12 protein-coding genes and 1 pseudogene are annotated in these 20145 nt (G+C 72.4%); 6 read left to right on the top strand and 7 right to left on the bottom strand.

Annotated features, from left to right (window positions below):
* Positions 1–57: 57 nt before the first annotated feature.
* The 4 genes from ACSRUE_RS30110 to ACSRUE_RS30125 form a co-directional block, all read right to left on the bottom strand.
* Entirely contained in the window at positions 58–1950 is a 1893-nt protein-coding gene (locus tag ACSRUE_RS30110; protein ID WP_441286579.1) for a PEGA domain-containing protein, read from the bottom strand.
* A 36-nt stretch (positions 1951–1986) separates the two neighbouring features.
* Positions 1987–3795, bottom strand: coding sequence for a serine/threonine protein kinase (locus ACSRUE_RS30115; RefSeq protein WP_441286580.1), 1809 nt, complete (start codon positions 3793–3795; stop codon positions 1987–1989).
* A gap of 556 nt (positions 3796–4351) precedes the next feature.
* Positions 4352–5251 (bottom strand): hypothetical protein, encoded by a 900-nt coding sequence (locus ACSRUE_RS30120; protein WP_441286581.1) that lies wholly within the window; start codon positions 5249–5251, stop codon positions 4352–4354.
* A gap of 665 nt (positions 5252–5916) precedes the next feature.
* Positions 5917–7197 (bottom strand): SUMF1/EgtB/PvdO family nonheme iron enzyme, encoded by a 1281-nt coding sequence (locus tag ACSRUE_RS30125; protein WP_441286582.1) that lies wholly within the window; start codon positions 7195–7197, stop codon positions 5917–5919.
* Between the two features lie 115 nt (positions 7198–7312).
* On the opposite strand from ACSRUE_RS30125, the gene ACSRUE_RS30130 reads away from it, so the two are divergent.
* Positions 7313–8899, top strand: coding sequence for a metallophosphoesterase family protein (locus tag ACSRUE_RS30130; RefSeq protein ID WP_441286583.1), 1587 nt, complete (start codon positions 7313–7315; stop codon positions 8897–8899).
* 153 nt (positions 8900–9052) lie between these two features.
* On the opposite strand, the pseudogene ACSRUE_RS30135 reads toward ACSRUE_RS30130, so the two are convergent.
* Positions 9053–9214 (bottom strand): annotated as a pseudogene (locus ACSRUE_RS30135) (hypothetical protein); the annotation flags it as partial.
* A 431-nt stretch (positions 9215–9645) separates the two neighbouring features.
* On the opposite strand from ACSRUE_RS30135, the gene ACSRUE_RS30140 reads away from it, so the two are divergent.
* The 5 genes from ACSRUE_RS30140 to ACSRUE_RS30160 all read left to right on the top strand — a co-directional run bounded on the left by ACSRUE_RS30140 (position 9646) and on the right by ACSRUE_RS30160 (position 16046).
* Positions 9646–10860, top strand: a complete 1215-nt coding sequence (locus ACSRUE_RS30140) for a vWA domain-containing protein (protein ID WP_441286584.1) — start codon at positions 9646–9648, stop codon at positions 10858–10860.
* An 88-nt stretch (positions 10861–10948) separates the two neighbouring features.
* Positions 10949–12250, top strand: a complete 1302-nt coding sequence (locus ACSRUE_RS30145; protein ID WP_441286585.1) for a BMP family lipoprotein — start codon at positions 10949–10951, stop codon at positions 12248–12250.
* A 20-nt stretch (positions 12251–12270) separates the two neighbouring features.
* Positions 12271–13872 (top strand): ABC transporter ATP-binding protein, encoded by a 1602-nt coding sequence (locus ACSRUE_RS30150; protein ID WP_441286586.1) that lies wholly within the window; start codon positions 12271–12273, stop codon positions 13870–13872.
* The gene (locus tag ACSRUE_RS30155) at positions 13869–14942 is read left to right on the top strand and encodes an ABC transporter permease (RefSeq protein ID WP_441286587.1); all 1074 of its coding nucleotides are present in this window, start codon (positions 13869–13871) and stop codon (positions 14940–14942) included. Before ACSRUE_RS30150 ends, ACSRUE_RS30155 begins: the two co-directional genes overlap by 4 nt.
* A gap of 78 nt (positions 14943–15020) precedes the next feature.
* Positions 15021–16046, top strand: a complete 1026-nt coding sequence (locus tag ACSRUE_RS30160; RefSeq protein WP_437944339.1) for an ABC transporter permease — start codon at positions 15021–15023, stop codon at positions 16044–16046.
* Here ACSRUE_RS30160 and ACSRUE_RS30165 read toward each other — a convergent pair.
* Both ACSRUE_RS30165 and ACSRUE_RS30170 read right to left on the bottom strand, forming a co-directional pair.
* Entirely contained in the window at positions 16031–17299 is a 1269-nt protein-coding gene (locus ACSRUE_RS30165; protein WP_441286588.1) for a DNRLRE domain-containing protein, read from the bottom strand. The genes ACSRUE_RS30160 and ACSRUE_RS30165 overlap by 16 nt on opposite strands.
* 1147 nt (positions 17300–18446) lie before the next feature.
* On the bottom strand, positions 18447–19862 hold the full coding sequence (locus ACSRUE_RS30170; RefSeq protein WP_441286589.1) for a tetratricopeptide repeat protein: 1416 nt from the start codon (positions 19860–19862) through the stop codon (positions 18447–18449).
* Positions 19863–20145: the final 283 nt, after the last annotated feature.

Below are 20145 nucleotides of genomic sequence, written 5' to 3' on the forward strand. Positions count from 1 at the left end.
TCGCTCAGATGGGGGAAATCTCGCATCACAGGCGTGCACCGAGCACGCCGGGGCGTGTCAGAACTCGTGACGCAGGCTCGCCCCGGGCGAGATCATCAAGACGAAATCGCCCATGAGCGAGTCCGGCTCGTACGTGCCGATCCCGTCGCTCGCCGCCGCCAGCTCGATCGTCCTGTCCCACTTCGGCTTGCTGAGGCCGATCAGGAGAAGCAGCTTCAGGCTACCGGACACCTCCCACCGCTCTCCGAGCCGCAGGCCGAGCCGTACCTCAGGATCCGCGTAGAAGTACGTTGCCGACGCGAAGTCGACCATCGGGGACGTGTTGAACCACTCCCCGCCCGTCGTCCTGAACCTGCCGGTCCGCTCATCGCGGACCTCGCCGACGAGCACCCCCGCGCCCAGCCGGAGCAGCGCCGGGAAGTCCTCGCCGAAGTGGTACCCGAACGTCGCGCCGGCAAGGAAGCCGCCCAGGCGGAGCGTGTCGCTCGCCGTGCCGTCGAGCGGATCCCGGTAGCCGACCGGCCTGAGCGTCGCCGAGCGCTCGTCGATCTGCTGCGCCGCGAACAGGCCGCCGAGCTCGAGCCCGACGCCGATCCCCGAGCCGAGCTCGTAACCCCCGTGGATCATGCCGAGCCCGCCGAGGCCGAGCGAGCTGGAGCAACCCGAATCGCAGCCGTCCGTGATCGCCCCGCCCAGCGTCGGCGCCAGCAGGAACGACGCGCTCACGTCGAGCGTGATCTTCGGCGGCTTGCGCCAGATGTCGGCGTCCTCGTCGCGCTCGAGCCGCATGTCGAGGCTCTGGCGCTGGCCCTTCTGCAGCGTCACCGTGCGCGTCCCGGTGACGAACCCGTTGGCCTTCACCTCGACCCGGTGCGTGCCGGCCTTGAGCCGGCCGAGCCAGACGCCGTTGCCCACGTTGACCGAGTTGATCCACACGCTCGCGCCGGGCGGCGTGGGGTCGATCCGCAGCGACGCGTCGAGATCCTCGGCGAGCAGCGACAGCGTCGTGAGCTCCTGCGGCTTCACGGGCGCCGCCGTCGGCTGCGTCCCGAGCTTCCCCGCGCCGCGCAGCGCGACCATGTGGTCGCCGACCGACAGCGCGCCGATCCACGGGGTCTGCCCCACGACGACGTTGTCCACGAGCACGTCGACCGTCTTGCCGGCGCGCTCCACCACGCGCAGCCGGCCGGAGCGGGTCAGCCTGCGGAGCTTCGCGTTCACCGTGACGGTCTGCCCCCCGGCGACGTCGACGCGCGTCTCCACCGGCTCGTAGCCTTCCTTGAAGACGCGGACGACGTGCGGGCCCGCCGCCACGCGGATCGGCTTGACGGGCGGGTACTGCCCGCGCTCCTCGCCGCTCACCACGATGGACGCCCCGGGCTCCGCGTTCGTGATGTCGAGCGTCCCCACGAGCGCCCGCAGCTCCGCGATCTCCCGCTGCGCGGCCGCGCGCTCGGCGGCCGACATGGTGAAATCGCGGAGGAAGGTCTCGAACATCTCGAGCGCCTCGTCGTAGCGCTGGAGCTTGCGCAGCGCGATCGCGGCGTTGTTCGTGGCCGCGCGCGTCGGGAAGAGCTTGCGCGAGAGGAGGAACTCCGCGAGCGCAGGGCCCCACGCCTCCTCGCGCAGCAGCGTGAGCCCCTTCTCGAAGTGGAGCCGCGCCACCTGCCGGTCCGTCTCGGAGACGGGCGCCTCCTCGGCCGGCACCGCAGCCCCGGTGGCCGGCGCGGCGCCTTCCCTGGCCGGCGCGCCGGCTTCCGCGGCGGGCGCGGCACCCTCCTTGACCGGCGTGGCGGCGTCCGTGGCCGGCGGCGCCGGCTGCGCGAGCGCCGGTCCGGCGGCGACCGCGACCGCGACCGCGGCCGAGAGCGCGCGCAGCCGCGGCGCTGCGCGGGGACGCCGCGCGAGGGAGAGAGGACGAGAGCCGCCGCGCCGCGTACGCAGATCCATTCGATCGAGCACCGTACTCAGCCTGTCGTTCCGCTGCTACTTTCCGAACTCGTCGGTGTTGTCGATGATCCCCTTGGGGGTCGTGGGCGCGGGCGGCGGCGCGGTCGAGGCGCTCTTCGCCGACGTCGCAGGACCGCCCTTCCCCGACGTCGGCGTGAGCTCGACCTTCGGCGGCAGCGCGCCGGTGTCGGTCACCACGACGTCGGCCATCGCCTCGCCTCCCCCCTTCTTGAAGACGCGCACCCTGTGCACGCTCCCGGGCGGCCCGGTGATGTCGAGGATCCCGTTGCGCGTCGTCACGCGCTTGCCTTCGACCTCGACCGAGGCGTCGGCGGGCAGGATGACGACCTGAACGCGCTTCGGCTGCGGCTCGACCGCCGCGACCACCTCCGGCGTCGTCGGCGTCGCGGCCGGCGGCGCCGTCGGGGCGGTCGACGTCAGCGCGGTCGACGTCGGCGTGGCCGCCGCAGGCGGGAGCGTCTCGACGGTCGCCTTCGTCTCCGGCTGCACGACCGGCTCCGGCGACGGCCGGCTGATGAAGTACACGCCCGCCGCGATGACCGCGGCGGCGAGCGCGGCGCCGGCCACCACCGGCACCCGCGGCACGCCGGGCTGCGTGCCGCGGTGCGACTGCGTGAGCGCCCCCGTCGTGGCAGCGCCAGCGTGGTTGGCGGCCGGAATGATCGCCGCCGGCGGCCCGCTCTGGAGCGGGGGAGGCGCGAACGACGAGTAGCCTCCGCGGTGCTCCTGCGGGACCGCGGGGTACCCGCCGCTCTGGTTCGCCGGCGCGGTCGCGGCGTACGCGCCGCCCTGGTTCGCCGGCGAGATCGCGGGGTACCCGCCGCTCTGGTTCGCCGGCGAGGCCGCTGCGTACGCGCCGCTCTGGTTCGCGGGCGGCGCGTTCATCGCGAGCCGCGGCGCGGACTGGCGGTGCACGGCCTCCGGCAGCGGCACGAGCATGCTCTCGTGGATGCCCCAGCCGTACGGAAGGAGCGGCCGGATGGCGCCGAACATCTCCTGCGCGCTCTGGTAGCGCTGCCCGGGGGATTGCAGGAGGCATCGATGCACGATCGCCGCGATCTCGGGCGCCACCCACGGGGCGAAATCCTGCACCTGCGGCGGAGGATCCGAGCAGATCGCGATGATCAGCTCACCGAGCGCGGTGATGTGATGGTACGGCGTCCGCCCGGTCAGCAGCTGGTAGAGCACGGCGCCGAGCGACCAGATGTCGGTGCGGTGGTCGATCTCTTTCTGGCCGCGCGCCTGCTCGGGCGACATGTAGAGCGGCGAGCCGATCAGGTTCCCGGTGCGCGTCAGATCGGCGCTCTCGGTCTCGTTCGCCCGGTCCATCTTCACCTTGGCGATCCCGAAATCGAGCAGCTTGACGAGGATCTCGCCGGCGTCGCGGCGCGCGAGGAACAGGTTGTGCGGCTTGATGTCGCGGTGGACGACGCTCGCCTCGTGCGCCTTCTGGAGCCCGATGCACGACTGCGCGACGATGCGCAGCGCGAGGTCGGGCGCGAGCGGGCCGACGCGCTTGATGAGCTCGTGGACGTCCTCGCCCGCGAGGAACTCCATCGCGAGGAACGGCAGGTTCGAGCCGCGATCGACGCCGGCGTCGAGCACCTGGGTGATGTGTTGTGTGTCGATCGCGCCCGCCGCGCGCGCCTCGCGCTGGAAGCGGCTCACGACCTTGGGGTCGCGGGTGAGATCCGCCGAGCTGATCACCTTCACGGCGCAGCGCCGGCCGGTCCCCGTGTGCTCGGCCTCGTAGACCGAGCCCATGGCGCCCTCGCCGAGGAGCTTGCGAATCTGATATTTGCCGTCGATGATCGTGCCGATCACAGCGTTAGCGCCACTCTAAGGGATCGCTCGCGGCGTAGCAACGCCCGTGAAGGCGGCGCATGCCGCCGGCGCGGACTCGCTGGACTCGGGTGCAGTTCCGCGCAATTTCGGGGGCCGCGCCGCGCTCCCGAGGCGCAGCGCGTCTCACCTCACCATCCTCGCTGGCCGTCCCGCCGCCATCATCCATCCCGCGCGGGCCTCGGGGGCACGGCGGCGTGGCGCCGTCCCCCCTGCGTCCGCGACCCGCGCTGGCGGCGACGACCTCACCTCACATGGGTCGCCCCCGCCGGCGCAGGCCCAGCCTCTGCCGTTGGGCCGCTCGAGCGCTGCCGTCACGCTCCCGCCGTCCGCTGGCCGCCGAGGTGGTGAGCCCGCTGCGGCGCTGGCGGAGCTCGCGGGGGAGAGCGGCGACGAGGGGCCGACCCGAGATCGGTCATCGAGCGCGAGCGACTCACGCTCTCCCGTGGCGGCCTGCGCGCGGCGCTGGGCCTGTTTCCTCCGAGCCCCGCGCCGTCTCCGCGGCCGGCGTCAGCGGTCGAGGCCCGAGGCCCCGCAGTTACCAGCCGAACCCGTTGCCGCCGCAGGGGCCGCCCGCAAACCCGACGTTGCCGCCGCAGGGGCCGCCCGCAAACCCGACGTTGCCGCCGCAGGGGCCGCCCGCAAACCCGACGTTGCCGCCGCAGGGGCCGCCCGCAAACCCGCCACCGCAGGGGCCCACGAACCCGGCGTTGCCGCAGCCCCCCGAGAACCCGTTGCCGCCACAGACGCCCCCCGTGAAACCGCCATTGCAGGGACCCTGGAACCCGCCGCCGCAGGGGCCGGCCGAGAACCCGCCGTTGAGCGGGCCGCCGATGCCCGGATTGCAGGGGTTGCGGGGCCGGTTGCAGCAGCAGGGGGAACCGAAGTTGTTGCACGGGAAGCAGTCGGGAACGAACGCGGTGTTGAAGGTGGTGCAACTCGAGACGAGCGCGGCAGGCACGCCGAAGCCGCCGAAGCCGCCGAAGCCGCCGAGGCCGCCGAAGCCGCCGAGGCCGCCGAGGCCGCCGCCCACGCCCGGCACGCCACCGACGCCCGGCACGCCACCCGGCACGCCCACGGGCCCCTGGCCGACAGGCCCCTGGCCGACAGGCCCCTGGCCGACAGGCCCCTGCCCCATCTGGCCGATCGGCGCCTGCAGGCCGGGGCTCGCCGGTCCCTGCACGCCGACCGGCCCCTGGCCGAGGTCCATGGGGCCCTGCGCGCCGATCGGCCCGCCCTTGCCGCCGTACGGCCCCTGATACCCGCCCCTCGCCGACGCGCCGGCCTCGAGCGCCGCGGTGGTCGAATCGACCTGCTCTACCTCGTCGACGCCGGCCTCGTCGAGATCCGCGTCGCTCACCGCATCAACGGCGCACCCCGTGCCCAGCGCCGCCATCACCACCGCGAGCCCCAGCACCTTGCCATGAATCGAGAGCATGTGTTGTCCTCCTCAATATCCCGTGATGGCCGGAAGGTCCGAGCCACCCTGGGCTCATCGAAGAGCAGGCTGTGTGCCTCAGTCCTCGTGTGCAGACACTGCCGCTGCGAGCTCGTGTCACCGGCCTTGAGGCATCCGCAAAAAGGCATTCTCTGGATCGACGCCGGCCTTGGTTTTCCGGGTTCTCAACGCGGAGACCGGCGGGACGGCCCCCGATCGGAGCGCGGTTCGCCCGCGGGTCGCGCGCCCCATGCTGGAGATGGCGAACTCAACGCCTCGGGGGCAGGCGCCGCGCGCAGCGCGCAGCGCCTCTCTCTCGGGCTTTCGAGCAGAGCACCTGCGCTCCCGCCCGCGCCGCGGCCGTCGTGAACGAGAGGCGTCGAGGCCCGCTCGCGACGGCGCGCGGCGCCTCCCCGCCGCTCGTCTGACCGGGCCGCAACCCGCGCACGACGTCGGACCCTCTGCGCCTGACGTGCTCAGGCTGCGCCGTTTGTGCCCCAATGGAGGCACGACACGATTCGATCGCCTCGGGCCGTAATCGTCTGCCTCCGCCACCGCAACTTCGCGGCGGGCGCTCGAAACGAGCCGCGTCAGCGAGATCCTGCGCCCATGGACCACCCGATGCGCGTACGTGGGCTCATGTGGTCAAATCTGTGTGGATGGATTCACCTGGCGCCCTGGTGGTCGACGCCCTCGTCTCGCTCGGCGCCTTCCGGCGGCGTGATGTCCTTGCAGCAGCGGAATCCAAGGTGGTAGTTCGCGTGGCTGCCCCTGCTCATGAGGCGCGTCGCGTGCCAGTCGGGGGCGCGGAAGCGGCAATCGTCGGCGTGGACCTCCATCGACGAGAACGCGAACCAGCTGCCCTTCATCTCGGTGAAGCCCCGATCGCCGTGCCGCGCGAGCTCCTCGGGCAGGATGGGCAGGCTCATGTGCTCGGCCACGTTGCCGTGCAGATCGAAGACACCGAGGCTGCTCCGGCATGCGGGGAACGCGCCGGCCGGATACGTGTTGGAGCCGCAGCGGTCCCACCCGCCGCCTGGACAGCCCGGCGTGCGGGAGCTCCCCGTCCCGCAGAGCGCGTGGTTCTTCGCGGGGCCGTAGCTCCACACCTTCTCGCGCAGGAGGTTGTGGTGCCAGCTCGCCTCGTTCCGGGGGCGCGCCCACTCGTACTCGACGTCCGGATCCCGGAGGGCGCCGGCGCACGCCCCCTCCCACTCGTGCGCGTCGCAGATCCGTTTCCCGACCGCCCTGCACAGGAGCGCCGCCTCGCGGGCCCGGACGTGCACCACGGGGTACTCGCAGGGCACGTTCGGGAACTCGAGCTGATCGATGCACGCGGGGGCGTCCGCCGCGGTCTGACCGCGCGTGGGATCGAAGAGCGGCACCATCCCCGGCGCGCCGCAGGCCGGCTCGCGCGCCGGCTCGATGCCCGAGAGCGCTCGAATGCGGCGGCACTCGGATCGTGACATCGGGTGCCGCGTCAGCGCGGGGTTGCCCTGGCCGAGCACCGTCGACGCCGCGAAGATCGCCTCGACCTGCCGCATCGCCTCGTCGGGGAGCGCGAGCTCGCGCCGCATCCGCGCGAACAGCCGGAGGCGCTGCTCTTCCAGCGTGCCGGGCTCGGCGTCCTCGTCATCCGCCGCGAGCGTCACGCGCTCTGGCAGCGCCGTCGGCGCGCGCTCTGGCAGCGCGCTCGCCGCGCTCGCCACGAGCGGCGCCGCGCTGCGCGCCGCCGTCGCGGGCGCCCCGGCCCACACGGCCACAGCCGCGCTGGTCCACACGGCCGCCCCCGCGCCGGCAGCGCCCGCGGCGACGAGGGCCGCGGCCCTGCCACGCCGGCGCGCAGGCGCCGCGCGCGCGCCGGTCGAGAGCGCGGGCGGCGGGCCGCTCGACGCGGGTGATCGCAGGGCGCAGGCCGGCTCTATCGGCGTCTCGGTGCAGGACATCAGCGCGCGAGCTCGCGCTTACTGCTACGAGCATCCATGGATTCCGGCAACTTTCGGGGCGCGCGCGGTCCGAGCGGCTCCTTGACGGTCCTGCCCGGGGCACGTCAAATGAGGCATGGCGCGAAGGGCGGCCCTCCGAGTCCTCTACCTGGCGCTCTTGCCGGCGCTCGTCCTGCTCGCGCTGGTCATCACCCCGGCCCTCGTCGTCTCCAGCGTCGTGAGCCAAGGCCGCGTGTGGCGGCCGGAGACATGGAAGAAGATCTCCTACGGGAGCCGCTACTTCCGCTCGTCGTTCCGGGGGAGGCTCGGCGAGGTCGTCGACGTCATCGACGTCGTCCGCGATCGCCTGATCCTGCTGTTCGTGCTCCTCGCCGCGGCCTGCGGCGCCGGCGGGCTCGCCGTGTACGCCCTCGAGATCGGCGTCCCCGCCTGGCTCTCCGCGTGGCTGGACGGGTCGTTCCTCTCCTTCCTCGCGTCGTGGTTCCCCGCGGGCGGCAGGCTCTCCTTCGGCGGCGGGGCCGCGCTCGTCCTGGCCGTGTGCACGGCGCTCGCCGCGCTCGCGCTCGGGGTCTCGCTCTATGCCTGGCTCGCGTCCGCCCTGGGCGAGGCGACCCGCGTGATCCTGCGGTATGGCGGCGCGGCGACGCTCTTCCCCGATCCTGGCGACGCGATCCCCGGCGGGCGGCTCGTCCTCTGCCAGATCTCCGATCTCCACATCACGGCGGGCGGCCGCGAGCCGTACGAGATCGAGGAGGGCTCCGCCGCGTGGCCGGAAGGGGCCCCTCGCCCCGACACCGCCGAGCTGACAGGCCGGCTCCAGCGGCTCGTGGCGGAGATCGCCGCCATGAAGCCGCCGCTCGTCGCGCTGACGGGCGACATGACCGATCTCGGGGAAGAGGCGCAGTGGGACCAGCTCGAGGCGGCGCTCTCCGGCATCCCGGCCTCCTCGCAGGTGCTCATGGTGCCTGGCAACCACGATGTCGCCATCAACGTCGGCACGTCGCCCGACCCCTACCTCACGAAGCGGGCGGAGCGCGAGCAGCGCTTCATCGAGGTGCTCACCCGCGTGGAGCGCGGCCCCTTCCAGCCTCCCCTCCACCTCCCGGCCCGCAAGCGCGCGCGGCGGCGGCTGCGCGCGATCGCCGGCCTGTATCCGAGGCGGATCGAGCTCGAGGGCGGAATCCGGATCTTCGGCCTCAACTCCAACCGTTACCGGTCGCGGTTCGTGGGGTCGAGCGCGATCGGGCAGATCGGCGGCGCTCAGCTGCGGCGCCTCGCCCGCGCGCTCCGGCGGGGGTCCGGCCCGGTCATCGTGCTGCTCCACCACCACGTGGCGCGCCTCGCGGGGCCGATCTCGCTCAACGACACGTTCATGATCGCCATGGATGGCCCGCGCCTCCTCGAGATGCTCGCGGCGTACCAGCAGAAGAACCCGAAGAAGAACAGCGCGCTCGTGCTCCACGGGCACAAGCACCTCGCGTTCTTCGGCCACTACCGCTCGAAGAGCGGCGGTCGCGTCAGCGTGTACGCGCACCCCTCGTCGACGCTCGGCCACGAGACCGACGGCCACCTCGACGGCGTCGCCAGGTTCGCGGCGATCCGCCTGACGGACGACGGTATCTGGCGCGTCGAGACCCACCCGCTCCGCCCCGCGCGCTCCGCCGCGCCGGCGCCGGCCCCCGCCGAGGCCGAGGTGTCTTGAGCGACCCGACCCGGGTCGGGTCAGCCCGCCCGTGCGCGTGGACGCGGATGCCCGCGCGCCTTGCGGAGCCCGGGGGAGACCCCGGCCGATGAGGATGTAGCGCAGCGCGTTCTCGGCCGCGTTCGCGATCAGGAAGGGCGCGCGATCCATGGCCTCGGACAGCGTGCATGGAGCCTCGAGGATCGACGAGAACGAGTCGATGCCGCACGCGTAGTTCACGCGCGCATCCTCGTCGATGGTCCCTGCCAGAGCGATTTGCGTCGTTCGATGACATGAAGATCGCCCGCTTGGAGGAAGGCATAGTCCGTGCCCCATCCTGCAACCGTGCTGGCGAGACAGGCTGCTCGCACGCCGCGATCACGGCCGCGGATGCGCCCGACCCAAGCCCGGCGCGGCGCCGTCCACGTTCGGCGCCAGGGTCCGCCTCGTCGACGACCTTGCCCACCAGAGCCGGCGCTCTCAGCCACTTCCACACACCGGGCGTCGCGCACGGAGCTGTGGTGAGAGAGGAGACCACACTTCAAGAAATGCTGGGTCGCGGCAACTCATTGCCGGACCGCGTTGGCGGAAAGCATCATTTCTGCTCCGTGCGTCGTCCGGCTGCCATGTTGGTCAGCTATGCTTGCCGGATGGCGAGCACCGGGAGCGAGCTTCACGGCCGTGTCTGCTCCGGGTGCCTCACGCAGAATCGACGGCTTTGGCGCCGGCGACACGCGCCCGGCCGCGCTTCATGGAGGGTTCGACTTATGAGACTGCCCACGATGGCCATTGTGTTGCTGACAGTGGGTGCGTTCGGCGTTGGATGTGGGGGCAATGGTGCCAGCGACGGGAGCTCCCAGAGCGGCGGCCCGGGGAGCGGGGGCTCTGGCCAAGGGAGCTCCCAGAGCACGAGCGGCGATTTCGGATCGGGCGGTCCGGGCGCAAGCGGCACCTCGGGGCAAGGCGGCTCCTCGAGCAACGGCAGCTCCTCGGGCCAAGGTGGGGCGTGCGCCACCCAGTCGGCCAGCGCCGACCTCCAGCCCGTGTACCTCGCCTTCGCGTTCGACGTGTCCGGTAGCATGGGCATGGGCGACGAGCCCTGGTACGACAAGGAGCTCAAGTGGGATCCCGTCGTGGCGGCGACGAAGCAGTTCTTCGGTGATCCCCTGTCCGAGGGCATCAACGCGTCGCTCAGGTTCTTTCCGAGCGACGACGAGGACCGCGATGAGAAGTGCTCGGCCGAGACCTACGAGACACCGGAGGTCCCGATGACGCCGCTGCCCTCTCCGCGCTTCGAGGAGGCGATCACCGCCGTCACCCCGGCCACCAGCGCCGACTGGCGCGGCGGCACGCCGACGCTGTTCGTCATGCAGGGGACGATCTCGTACGTCGAAGACCAGCGGCGGGCCAGGCCCGGCAGGTACGCCATCGTCCTCGTCACGGACGGCTATCCTGCGGGCTGCGGCACGGAGTCCAACAGGATCCAGCGCGTGTCGGACGCCGCGGCCGGCGCGCTCGAGGACGGCGTCCCGACGTACGTCATCGGCGTCGACAACCCGCCGATCGAGGGCGCGCCTCACGACCTCGACAACCTGCACCAGATCGCCGACGCGGGCGGGACGGAGCGAGCCTACCTGATCGACACGGGCAATCCCGGGGCGACCTCGGCTGCCTTCAAGGCGGCGATCGACGCGATCCGCGGCGCCTCGGTCTCCTGCACGGTCGAGATCCCGCCCGCTCCCGACGGGCGGAGCTTCGACGCGCAGCGGGTCCGCGTGACGTACCAGAGCGGCGGAGGTAACCCGACGGCGCTCTCCTACGACCAGGAGTGCGCGAGCGAGAACGCCTGGCGTTACGACAGCGCCGCGAACCCGACCCAGATCGTGCTCTGCGACAGCACGTGCGCCACGATCCAGTCGGACCCCGAAGCGGCCCTGGGGGTCGACTTCACCTGCGAAGACGTGATCGTGATACCGCAGTGAAACGCGGACGACGCGCAGCACCTGCGCTCGGCGTCGTCCGTCTCGGCGGTTCTTGACACCCTGCGACATTCCCGCCCACGATGCCTCGGTGACACCGCGCTCGCCGAAGTCGCCCGCCGCCCTCGCTGTCCCGCGATCCGCTGCCCGCCCGCCCGCCGTCCTCACCATCGCGCTGTCGCTGCTGGCTGGCGCGTGCCAGGGCTCGTCGACGAGCACGAGCCCGCCCTCGGAGAAGACCGCCGGCCCCGGCGCCGCGGCGCCGGCGAGCGCTGCGCCCGCCGCGCCGGCCGCCGCATACAAGGTCGGCATGGTGCTGGTCGGCCCCTACAACGACAAAGGGTGGAACCAGGCCCATCACGACGGCATCCGGTCGGTGCTCGCCAAGATGCCGGACGTCGGCTTCGAGTATGTCGACAAGGTGAACCCGTCCGACCGCCCGAACGTGAAGGGTTCCCAGGTCGCGGACGACCTCATCTCCCGGGGCGCGCGGTTCGTCGTGTACAACTCCGACGATTACAAGGACGACGCCCTCGAGACCGCGCGCAAGCACCCGGAGGTCACGGTCATCCACATCTCCGGCGATTACGCCTGGAAGGAGGGCAAGAACCACAAGCCTCAGCCCAACCTGGGCAACCTCATGGGGCGTATCGAGACGGCCCAGCACATCGCCGGGTGCGCCGCGGCGCTCGGCACCGAGACGGGCAAGATCGGGGTTGTCGGCCCGCTCGTGAACGACGAGACCCGCCGGCTGGTCACCGCGGCGTACCTCGGCGCGCGGTACTGCTGGGAGAAGTACCAGAAGAAGAAGCCGGAGGACCTCACGTTCAAGGTCACGTGGATCGGCTTCTGGTTCAACATCCCGGGCGTCACCCTCGACCCCACCAAGGTGTCCGACGACTTCATCGGCGGCGGCTTCGACGTGCTGATGACCGGGCTCGACACGCCCGAGGCCGCGCTGCAGGCCAAGAAGGCGAGCGGCGCGGGCAAGAAGGTCAAGTACGTCCATTACGACCACAGGGCCGGCTGCGACCTGGCGCCGGAGATCTGCCTCGGCGTCGCGTACTACAACTGGGCGCCGCTCTACCGCGACGCGATCGAGAAGGCGCGCGCGGGCAAGTACGCGAGCGAGTTCGTCTGGCGAGGGCCGGACTTCCGCGACCTGAACGGCGCGTCGTCGGTCGTCGGCTTCGGGCCTGGCGCCGCGCTGGGAGAGGCGCAGGCGCCGCTCGGCGCGTTCGTCATCGAGCTGGCCAACGGGCTCGACCTCTTCAAGGGGCCGCTCAAGTTCCAGGACGGCACCGAGTTCCTGAAGGACGGCGAGGCCGCGACGCCCCAGCAGATCTGGTATCTGCCGCAGCTCGTCCGGGGGATCACCGGGCCGAGCAAGTAGCCGTCTCCGGGCCGTGATCCATGCGGATCGAGATCGAGCGCGTCGCGAAGCGGTTCGGCCCGGTCAAGGCCAACGACGGCGTGTCGCTGACGATCCAGGCTGGCGCCGTCCACGGGCTGCTCGGCGAGAACGGCGCCGGCAAGAGCACGCTCCTCCGGATCCTGGGCGGGCTCCTCCGCCCGGACGCGGGCCGATTGCTCTTCGACGGCCGCCCGGTGGCGCTCGCGAGCCCGGCGGACGCGCTCGCCGCCGGCGTCGGCGTGCTCCACCAGGAGCCGCTCGATTTCCCGCCGCTCACCGTCCTGGAGAGCTACCTGGTCGCCCGGCCCCGCGCGGCCGGCGCGGGCGGCGGCGCCGCGGGCGTCTTCCTCCCCCGGCGCGCGGCGCGCGAGGAGCTGCTCGCGCTCGCGGCGCGCTTCGGTTTTTCCGTCGACCCGGACGAGCACGTCGCCCGGCTCACCCTCGGGGAGCGCCAGCAGATCGAGCTCTTGCGGCTCCTCGCGCTGGGCGCCCGAGCGCTGCTCCTGGACGAGCCCACGACGGGGATCTCCGGGGCGCAGCAGGAGGCCCTGTTCTCCGCGCTGCGGCGGCTCAAGGCGGGCGGCAAGGCGATCGTCCTCGTGTCGCACAAGCTCTCCGACGTCGAGGCGCTCTGCGATCGCGTGACGGTGCTGCGGCACGGCAAGGTGGCGGGAGAGGCGGAGATGCCGGCTGGGGCCGATCGCCTCGTCGCGCTGATGTTCGGCGAGGCGCTTGCGCCTCAGGAGCGGTCCCCCGAGGAGGACGGCGGCGCGCCGCTCGCGCCCCTGGAGCGCCTGCCCGAGCCGAGCGGCGGCGCGGCGCTCGCCCTCGAGGGCGTGGCGTTCGGCGATCACCGGCTCGACGTGCGCATCGCCCACCTGGCCGTCCGCCGCGGCGAGGTGATCGGGCTCGCGGGCCTCGAGGGGAGCGGCCAGCGCCTCCTGCTGCGCGCCTGCGCGGGGCTGCTCCGGGCGCGGCGGGGACGCGTCGTCGTGGGCGGGGCCGACCTGACCGGCCGCCCCTACCCGGCCTTCCTGCGCGCCGGCGTGGGCTACCTGCCCGCCGATCGCCGTCGCGAGGGCCTCATCGGGGGCCTCTCCATCGAGGAGCACGTCGCGCTGCGCGCGCCGCGGCCCGGCCTCTTCCTGCGCCCGCGGGAGATCCGCCGCGCCGCCGAGCGGGCGATCGAGGCGCTCCGGATCCGGGGCCGGCCCGACACGCCCGTCGAACGGCTCTCCGGCGGCAACCAGCAGCGCACCCAGCTCGCGCTCCTCCCCGCGGGCCTCGCGCTGCTCCTCCTGGAGCAGCCGACCCGGGGGCTCGACCTCGCGTCGGCGCGCTGGGTCTGGGAGCAGCTCCTCGCGCGGTGCCGTGCGGGCGCGGCGCTCCTGTTCGCGTCGTCCGACCTCGACGAGCTGATGCGCTACAGCGACCGCATCCTCGTGTTCAGCGGCGGGCGCGTCTCGCCGCCCGTCGGCGTCGCCGACCTCACGCTGGACCGGCTCGGGCGGATGATCGGCGGCGAGCTCGACGACGCCGCCCTGCCCTCGGCGGCTGGTGCGCCTGCGCTGCCCCCGCCGCCTGCGGGGTCCGACCGATGAGCTCCGAACCGAGCGCCCCCGCCGAGCCCGCCGCGCGCCGCGGGGCCTTCTCCCTCCTCCTTCGCCTCGCGCCGCTCGCCCTGGCGTTCGCGCTCGTGTCGGGCCTCTGCGCGCTCCTCGGCGCCTCGCCGGCGGCGGTGGCCGCGGGCCTGTGGCAGGGCGCGTTCGGCTCCGCGGATCGCGCCGCGCGGGTGCTCGTCACGCTGGCGCCGCTGCTCCTCTGCGGGAGCGGCCTGCTTTTTACATTTCGCGCCGGGCTGTACCACCTCGGCGTCGAGGGGCAGCTCGTCCTGGGCGCCGTCTGCGCCACGGGCGCGGCGCGCGCACTGTGGCCGCACCTCCCGGCGGGTGCCGTGGTCGCGCTCTGCGTCGGCGCGGGCGCGATCGGCGGGGTGCTCTGGGGCGCCCTCACGGGCGCGCTGCACACGCGGGTCCGGGTGAGCGAGATCTTCGCGGGCCTCGGCATGAACTTCGTGGCCCAGGGGCTGGTCCTGTACCTCGTCTTCGGCCCCTGGAAGCGCCCTGGCGTCGCGTCCATGGCCGGCACCGAGCCGCTCGACGGCGCGCTCCGGCTCTCCACGCTGGGCGGCACCGATCTCAGCCCCGTCGCGCTCCTGCTCGGGGTCCTCTCGCTCCTCGGGACGGCCGTCGTGCTCGGGCGGACCCACCTCGGGCTCCGGCTGCGGGCGGTGGGGCTGAGCCCGCCGGCCGCGGAGGTGCTCGGCGTGCTCGCGGCGCGGCAGGTGCTGCTCGCGTTCGCGGTCTCCGGCGCGCTCGCCGGCGTCGCCGGCGCGCTGCAGGTGCTCGGCACGTTCCACCGGCTCATCCCGAGCATCTCGAGCAACCTCGGCTTCCTCTCGCTGCTCGTGGTGATGCTCGCCGGGCGGCGCGCCGCGCTCGTCGCGCCGATCGCCCTCTTCTTCAGCGCGCTCAACGTCGGCAGCCTGGAGCTCCCGATGACCCTCGGGCTGGAGTCCTCGCTGTCGGGCGTGCTCCAGGGCGCGCTCGTCCTGCTCGCGCTCCTCTCCCCCAGGGCGGCGCGCGGCGGCGGCCGGCCGGAGGTGGCGTGATGGGACGAGGCCCGAAGGGACGACGCCGATGGGGGCAGGCCTGATGGAAGGACACCTCGGAGGGAAGGAGCAGCCCTCATGAGCGACGGCGGCGCCGAGCTCCTCTCGCTGCTCGCGACCGCGCTCGCGGCGTCGACGCCGCTCGTCTACGCGGCGGTCGGCGAGACGCTGACCGAGCGGGCCGGGGTCATCAACCTCTCGGCCGAGGGCGCGATGATGCTCTCGGCGATGGTCGGCTTCGCGGCCGCCCTGTCGACCGGGAGCGTCCTCGCCGGCTTCGCCGCCGCGGCCGCGACCGGGGCGCTCGTCGCGCTCGTCGTGGCGATCGGCGGGATCTACCTCGGCCGCTCCCAGATCGCGGTCGGCTTCGTCCTGGCGATGCTCTGCGCGGATCTCTCGTCGGTGCTCGGCGGCCCGTACGTGCGCGTCCCCGGGCCGACGGTTCCGGCGGCGTCGATCCCGGTGCTGCGGGACGTGCCGCTCGTGGGGCCGCTGCTGTTCCAGAGCGATCCCCTGGTGTATGGCAGCTACGTCCTCGTCGCCTGCGCGTGGCTCTTCCTTTATCGCACGCGCGCGGGGCTCCTCCTCCGCGCTGTGGGCGAGCAGCCGGCGGCGGCGCACGCGCGCGGGGCGCATGTGACGCGGGTGCGCACGGCGGCGACGCTCGTGGGCGGGGCGCTCGTGGGCATCGCCGGCGCGGCGTACTCGCTCGATTTCAAGGCGGGATGGAGCCACCGCCACACGGCGGGTTACGGCTGGATCGCGCTGTCGATCGTGATCTTCGGCGGCTTCCATCCGGTGCGGGCGGCGCTCGGCGCATACCTCTTCGGCGTGCTGTCGTCGGCGGCGAGCCTCGGCCAGAGCGCCCTCCCCTCGGTGCCGACGCAGGTCTTCAGCGTGGCGCCGTTCGCGCTGATGATCGCGGTCCTCGGGCTCACCTCGAGCGGGCTCTTGGAGCGCGCCTCCGCGCTGCTGCCGAGCGCCGCGCGCCGCCCGCTCCTGCGCGCGTTCGACGCGACGCCTCCCGCGGCGCTCGGGCAGCCCTACCCGGCGGACGACGGGGCGGAGGAGCGGCCGCGCGGCGTGGATCAGCGGGCGAGATAGCAGACCTCGAGCCAGGGGCGGTCGCTCTGGAGCGGGTGATCGCTCGAGCGGTACGACGTGCGCCCGTCCGGCCCTTCCTCGAGGAGGAAGCCGTAGTTCGGGGTCGCGCCGTCGACCCACGCCTGGACGAGCCCGGTCAGATCGGCGCTCATGGCGTAGGGGCTGACATAGGTGAGCTCCGCCGCGGCGGCCTTGTCGTAGCTCGCGGCGAAGCTCTGCCAGGTCACGGTGTCTTCGCGCCACGGCGCGGTGATCCGGTGAGCGCGCACGGTCTGGTCGCTCGATCCGAAGGCGACGACGCCGAACTCTGCCGACGTGACGGTGGCCCCGGCGGGGACGCCGTCGAGCCCGAACCGGTAGAGCGCCTGCTTGCGCGCGCCGCTGGAGTCGCCCGAGTAGTTGTAAGGAATGTGGCCGTCGCTGTAGCCGGGGAAGGCTTCCCAGATATCGGCGTCCTCGACCGCGCCGAAGGCGCCTCGCTGCAGGGTGACGCACACGTCTTTGCACGCGTCCCCGAGGCCGTCGCCATCGCTGTCGAGCTGGTCTGGATTCGCGGCAGCGGGACAGTTGTCGCAGGCGTCGCCGATCCCGTCGAGGTCGCTGTCGGTCTGGTCCCAGTTGGCGACGCTGGCGCAGTTGTCGAACGCATCGCAGAACGAATCGCCGTCGCTATCGCCGAGCGGACACGGATCGCAGGCGTCGCCGATCCCGTCTCCGTCCGCGTCGGCCTGGTCCGGGTTGTCGCGGTTGGCGCAGTTGTCGCAGCCCGCGCCCAGGCCCGGGGCGATGTCGTCGCCGTCGTCGCTCGAGAGCGACGACAGCCCCATCTCGTAGCCGTCGCAGACGTCGCGATCCGCGCAGGGGATCGGGCCGGAGACCGCATCGTACAGGCAGAGGAGCGACGCGCCTTCGGTCGCCTCGACGTACACGCGGGCGAAGCCGACGGCCGTCGACCCGCCGCCGACGACATCGACCTGGAGATCATTGCACGCCGCGGGATTGTAGAGGGCGAGGACGTCGGGCTCGGTGAACGTCCTCTGGAGCGTCTCCGTCGTGCAATCGCAGCCGTTGGTGCTCGCGACCGTGTCGAGGTGGACCCCATTCAGGTACAGCGAGAACGCGCCGGCGCCGCAGTCGGCGTGGTTGATGGTGTACGTGATCGCGGTCGGTGCCCCGAATGCCGTCCCGGGGATCCCTGCGAGCACGAGGAGAGAGAGGCAAGCGCGAGCAGCGCTCGTATGGAAGTATCGCATGATTCTTCTTATATTCTTAGTTTAGACAACATACAATGACCCCGAGAGGTTTTTGGGGTTCGCCGGTGCGCGCGCGTGTCACGTGTCGCGTGTCGCGCAGTGAACAGCGGGGTACACGATGCGCAGTAAACAGCGGGATACGCGTCGTGGGGTGAACAGCCGGATACGCGACAGGCGGTGAACGACGGGGTACACGACGCGCAGTGAACAGCGGGATACGCGACACGTAGTGAACAGCGGGGTACACGACACGTAGTAAACAGCGAGGTACGCGACACGTAGTGAACAGCGGGATACACGACGCGCAGTGAACGATAGGGCACGCGCCGCGTGGTGAACGGCGCGGTACGCGACGCGGGTTACGCATCCGGCGGTCGACGCATCGGGGGCGGGCGGTTGGGCGGCGCCTTGGCGCCATCGCCGTCCGCATTCGTGGTGACGCCGGTCGTGGTGGTGCCGTTTTCGAGGGGACGTTGCGGGCGTTCCGGCGGCTTACGACATTGACGATTTCTTGCGGCGCTCCGCCGCGAGCGGCGTGTACGGCCGGGACGCTTGCGCGCAACGGGCGGCTGGGTTAAGCGTTACGATCGGGCGAACATCGGCGTTCGCCCAGATTTGGCCAGGAGGAGAGGCAGCCAGGAGAAGGACCTTCACCGCCGTTGCTCTGGGACAGCTCCGAAAGCTGGACGCGCCGTGAGAGACCCGGTGGTCGGCGGCGGCGCGGGGCAAGGCGGCGGAGATGGCGTCGGGCACGGCGGAGCCAGGCCCGGTGGAGGCCGGCGCGGAGCTCGACACACCGTAGGGCCACGAGGGCGGGCGACGTCCGGGCCGACCGGGGATGATCCGGACCAGGCAGGCGCAACCTGCGGGTCGGGCGAGCCCGCATCCGTATGCTGCAGCAGCAGGTAGTCGGCGCGCAGCAGCTCGGTCGACAGCGGCACCTCACGAACCGGCGTGGGCCTCGCTGGGCGAGCTGCGCCTCGAACAGCACGTGCCAGGCCGTCCGGGTCGAGCCCACGAAGCGTCTCTAACGGACTGGGCAGGCGGGGACAAGTATCGACGCTGCCTGCGCGTCCAAAGCTCCGCGAGCAACGTGTCGTGCTGCTCGCCCGCGCGAGCCCGGAGCACCGTGCGGCATCGCGCGAGCTCAGGAGCGGAAATCCTGATCCAGGCCGGCGATCAGGTCGTTCCGAGCGATGCTGTGCCATGCGCTGCGCATCGCCTCGATATGCCGGCGCCGGATGGCGGAGTCCGGGGCGATGGCCGCGAGGCGGCGATGGGTCCAGCCGATGGAGAAGGGCTCCGGGATACGCTGATATAGCGCGAGGGCTTCCTCGTAGCGAGCACGGGCAGCGCCGGCATCACTGTGGGCTTGCGCGATGTCACCGAGGCTTCGGATGCAGTTGGCCTCACCGAGCACATCCCCCACCTGCCTGTAGAGCGGCAGCGCTTCTTGGTAGCGCGCTCTCGCTTCATTGTGCTGCGTACACGCCAGCGCGATGTCACCAAGGCTCCGAATGCAGTTGGCCTCGCCGGGCACAGACCCGACCTGCCGGTAAAGCGGCAGTGCTTGCTGATAGCGCGTTCTCGCTTCGTCGTGCTGCGAACGCGCCAGCGCGATGTCTCCAAGGCTTCGGATGCAGCTGGCCTCGCCGAGCACATCTCCTACCTGCCGGTGGAGCGGCAGCGCTTCCTGGTAGCGCGCTCTCGCCTCGTCGTGCTGCGAATGCGAAAGCGCGATATCTCCAAGGCTCTGGGTACACAGCGCCGCTCGCCGCTCGTCCCCGGCGCGCTGCGCCACCTCCAGCGCTCGACCGAGAGGCATCGGCGCCGAATGCCCGGAGAAGCGCGCGAAATGCGTCAACGCCACCGCCGCTTCGATCCATCGACCCGCGGCGGCTTCCTCGAGCCCGCGCCGGATCACCCCATCCAGATTCGCTGCCTCCGGCGCGAGCCGCGCCGTCGCCTCCGTGCCACCAGGGGTTCCCGGCACGGGCCCGAACGTGCGCGCGAGCTCCCCGTAGTGAGCCATCGCCTGCCCGAGATCCTCGGCAGCCGGCGGGTGCGCCGCCTTCACGTACTCGCGAACTGGCGAGAGCATCTTCAATCGGCCGCCCTCGAAGTAGGCCAGCCTCATGTGGGCCAGCACGCGCGCCGCCGCCGGCCCGGCGTCCGGAATGACCGCAGCGAGATCCCGCTGCGCGACCCCGTCCGGGAGCACCGCGAGCACCGCGAGCAACCTCCTCGCTTCGGAAGTCATCCTCGGCGACCCGATCGACAGCTCCAGCGAGGCATTCCAGCTCCGGAGCCGATCGCGCGCTCCGCCCTCACGCTCCAGCACCGCCGTCCGGCGCGCCTCCCACTCCTCCTTCAGGTTGACCAGATCGTTGCCCTGCGCCGCGTGCGCGAGCAGCTCGATCGCCAGCGGAACGCCTTCCTGCAAGGAGAGGAGCGTGGAGAGCGCAGGCTTGCCCCGGTGCTCCTCGCCCGCGATCGCGCAGAACATCGCCTCGGTCTCGGCAGGCCCGAGCGGCCAGAGCTCGATCGGCGAGCTCCAGGCCACGCGCCCCGGCCGGCCCGCGCCTCGCACCGAGGCGACGAGGGCCAGCTGCGGCATCGCGGCGAGCTCCGCGAGCAGCGCCTCGGTCGCGGCTCGATCGTCGCCGTTCCAGGGCGTCTCAAGGTTGTCCAGCGCAAGCATCGCGGGCCCTGCGGTGAGGGACGAAAGCGCCCGCTGTCGCAGATCCGGCCCGGGTGCGACGCGCAGCGCATCGGCCAGCGCCGCAGCGGCAGACGCCGCGTCCGGCGCGGCGTCGAGCCGTACGAAGAAGCGCCGCTCCCCGAAT

This window comes from Sorangium sp. KYC3313, assembly GCF_052075895.1.
Lineage (GTDB): Bacteria > Myxococcota_A > Polyangia > Polyangiales > Polyangiaceae > Sorangium > Sorangium cellulosum_B.

What these genes read in the sequence shown, in the direction of transcription:
- ACSRUE_RS30110 (WP_441286579.1), bottom strand. Translation starts at nt 1,950, where the DNA reads ATGGATCTGCGTACGCGGCGCGGCGGCTCTCGTCCTCTCTCCCTCGCG.
- ACSRUE_RS30120 (WP_441286581.1), bottom strand. Translation starts at nt 5,251, where the DNA reads ATGCTCTCGATTCATGGCAAGGTGCTGGGGCTCGCGGTGGTGATGGCG.
- ACSRUE_RS30125 (WP_441286582.1), bottom strand. Translation starts at nt 7,197, where the DNA reads ATGTCCTGCACCGAGACGCCGATAGAGCCGGCCTGCGCCCTGCGATCA.
- ACSRUE_RS30130 (WP_441286583.1), top strand. Translation starts at nt 7,313, where the DNA reads ATGGCGCGAAGGGCGGCCCTCCGAGTCCTCTACCTGGCGCTCTTGCCG.
- ACSRUE_RS30140 (WP_441286584.1), top strand. Translation starts at nt 9,646, where the DNA reads ATGAGACTGCCCACGATGGCCATTGTGTTGCTGACAGTGGGTGCGTTC.
- ACSRUE_RS30150 (WP_441286586.1), top strand. Translation starts at nt 12,271, where the DNA reads ATGCGGATCGAGATCGAGCGCGTCGCGAAGCGGTTCGGCCCGGTCAAG.
- ACSRUE_RS30155 (WP_441286587.1), top strand. Translation starts at nt 13,869, where the DNA reads ATGAGCTCCGAACCGAGCGCCCCCGCCGAGCCCGCCGCGCGCCGCGGG.
- ACSRUE_RS30160 (WP_437944339.1), top strand. Translation starts at nt 15,021, where the DNA reads ATGAGCGACGGCGGCGCCGAGCTCCTCTCGCTGCTCGCGACCGCGCTC.
- ACSRUE_RS30165 (WP_441286588.1), bottom strand. Translation starts at nt 17,299, where the DNA reads ATGCGATACTTCCATACGAGCGCTGCTCGCGCTTGCCTCTCTCTCCTC.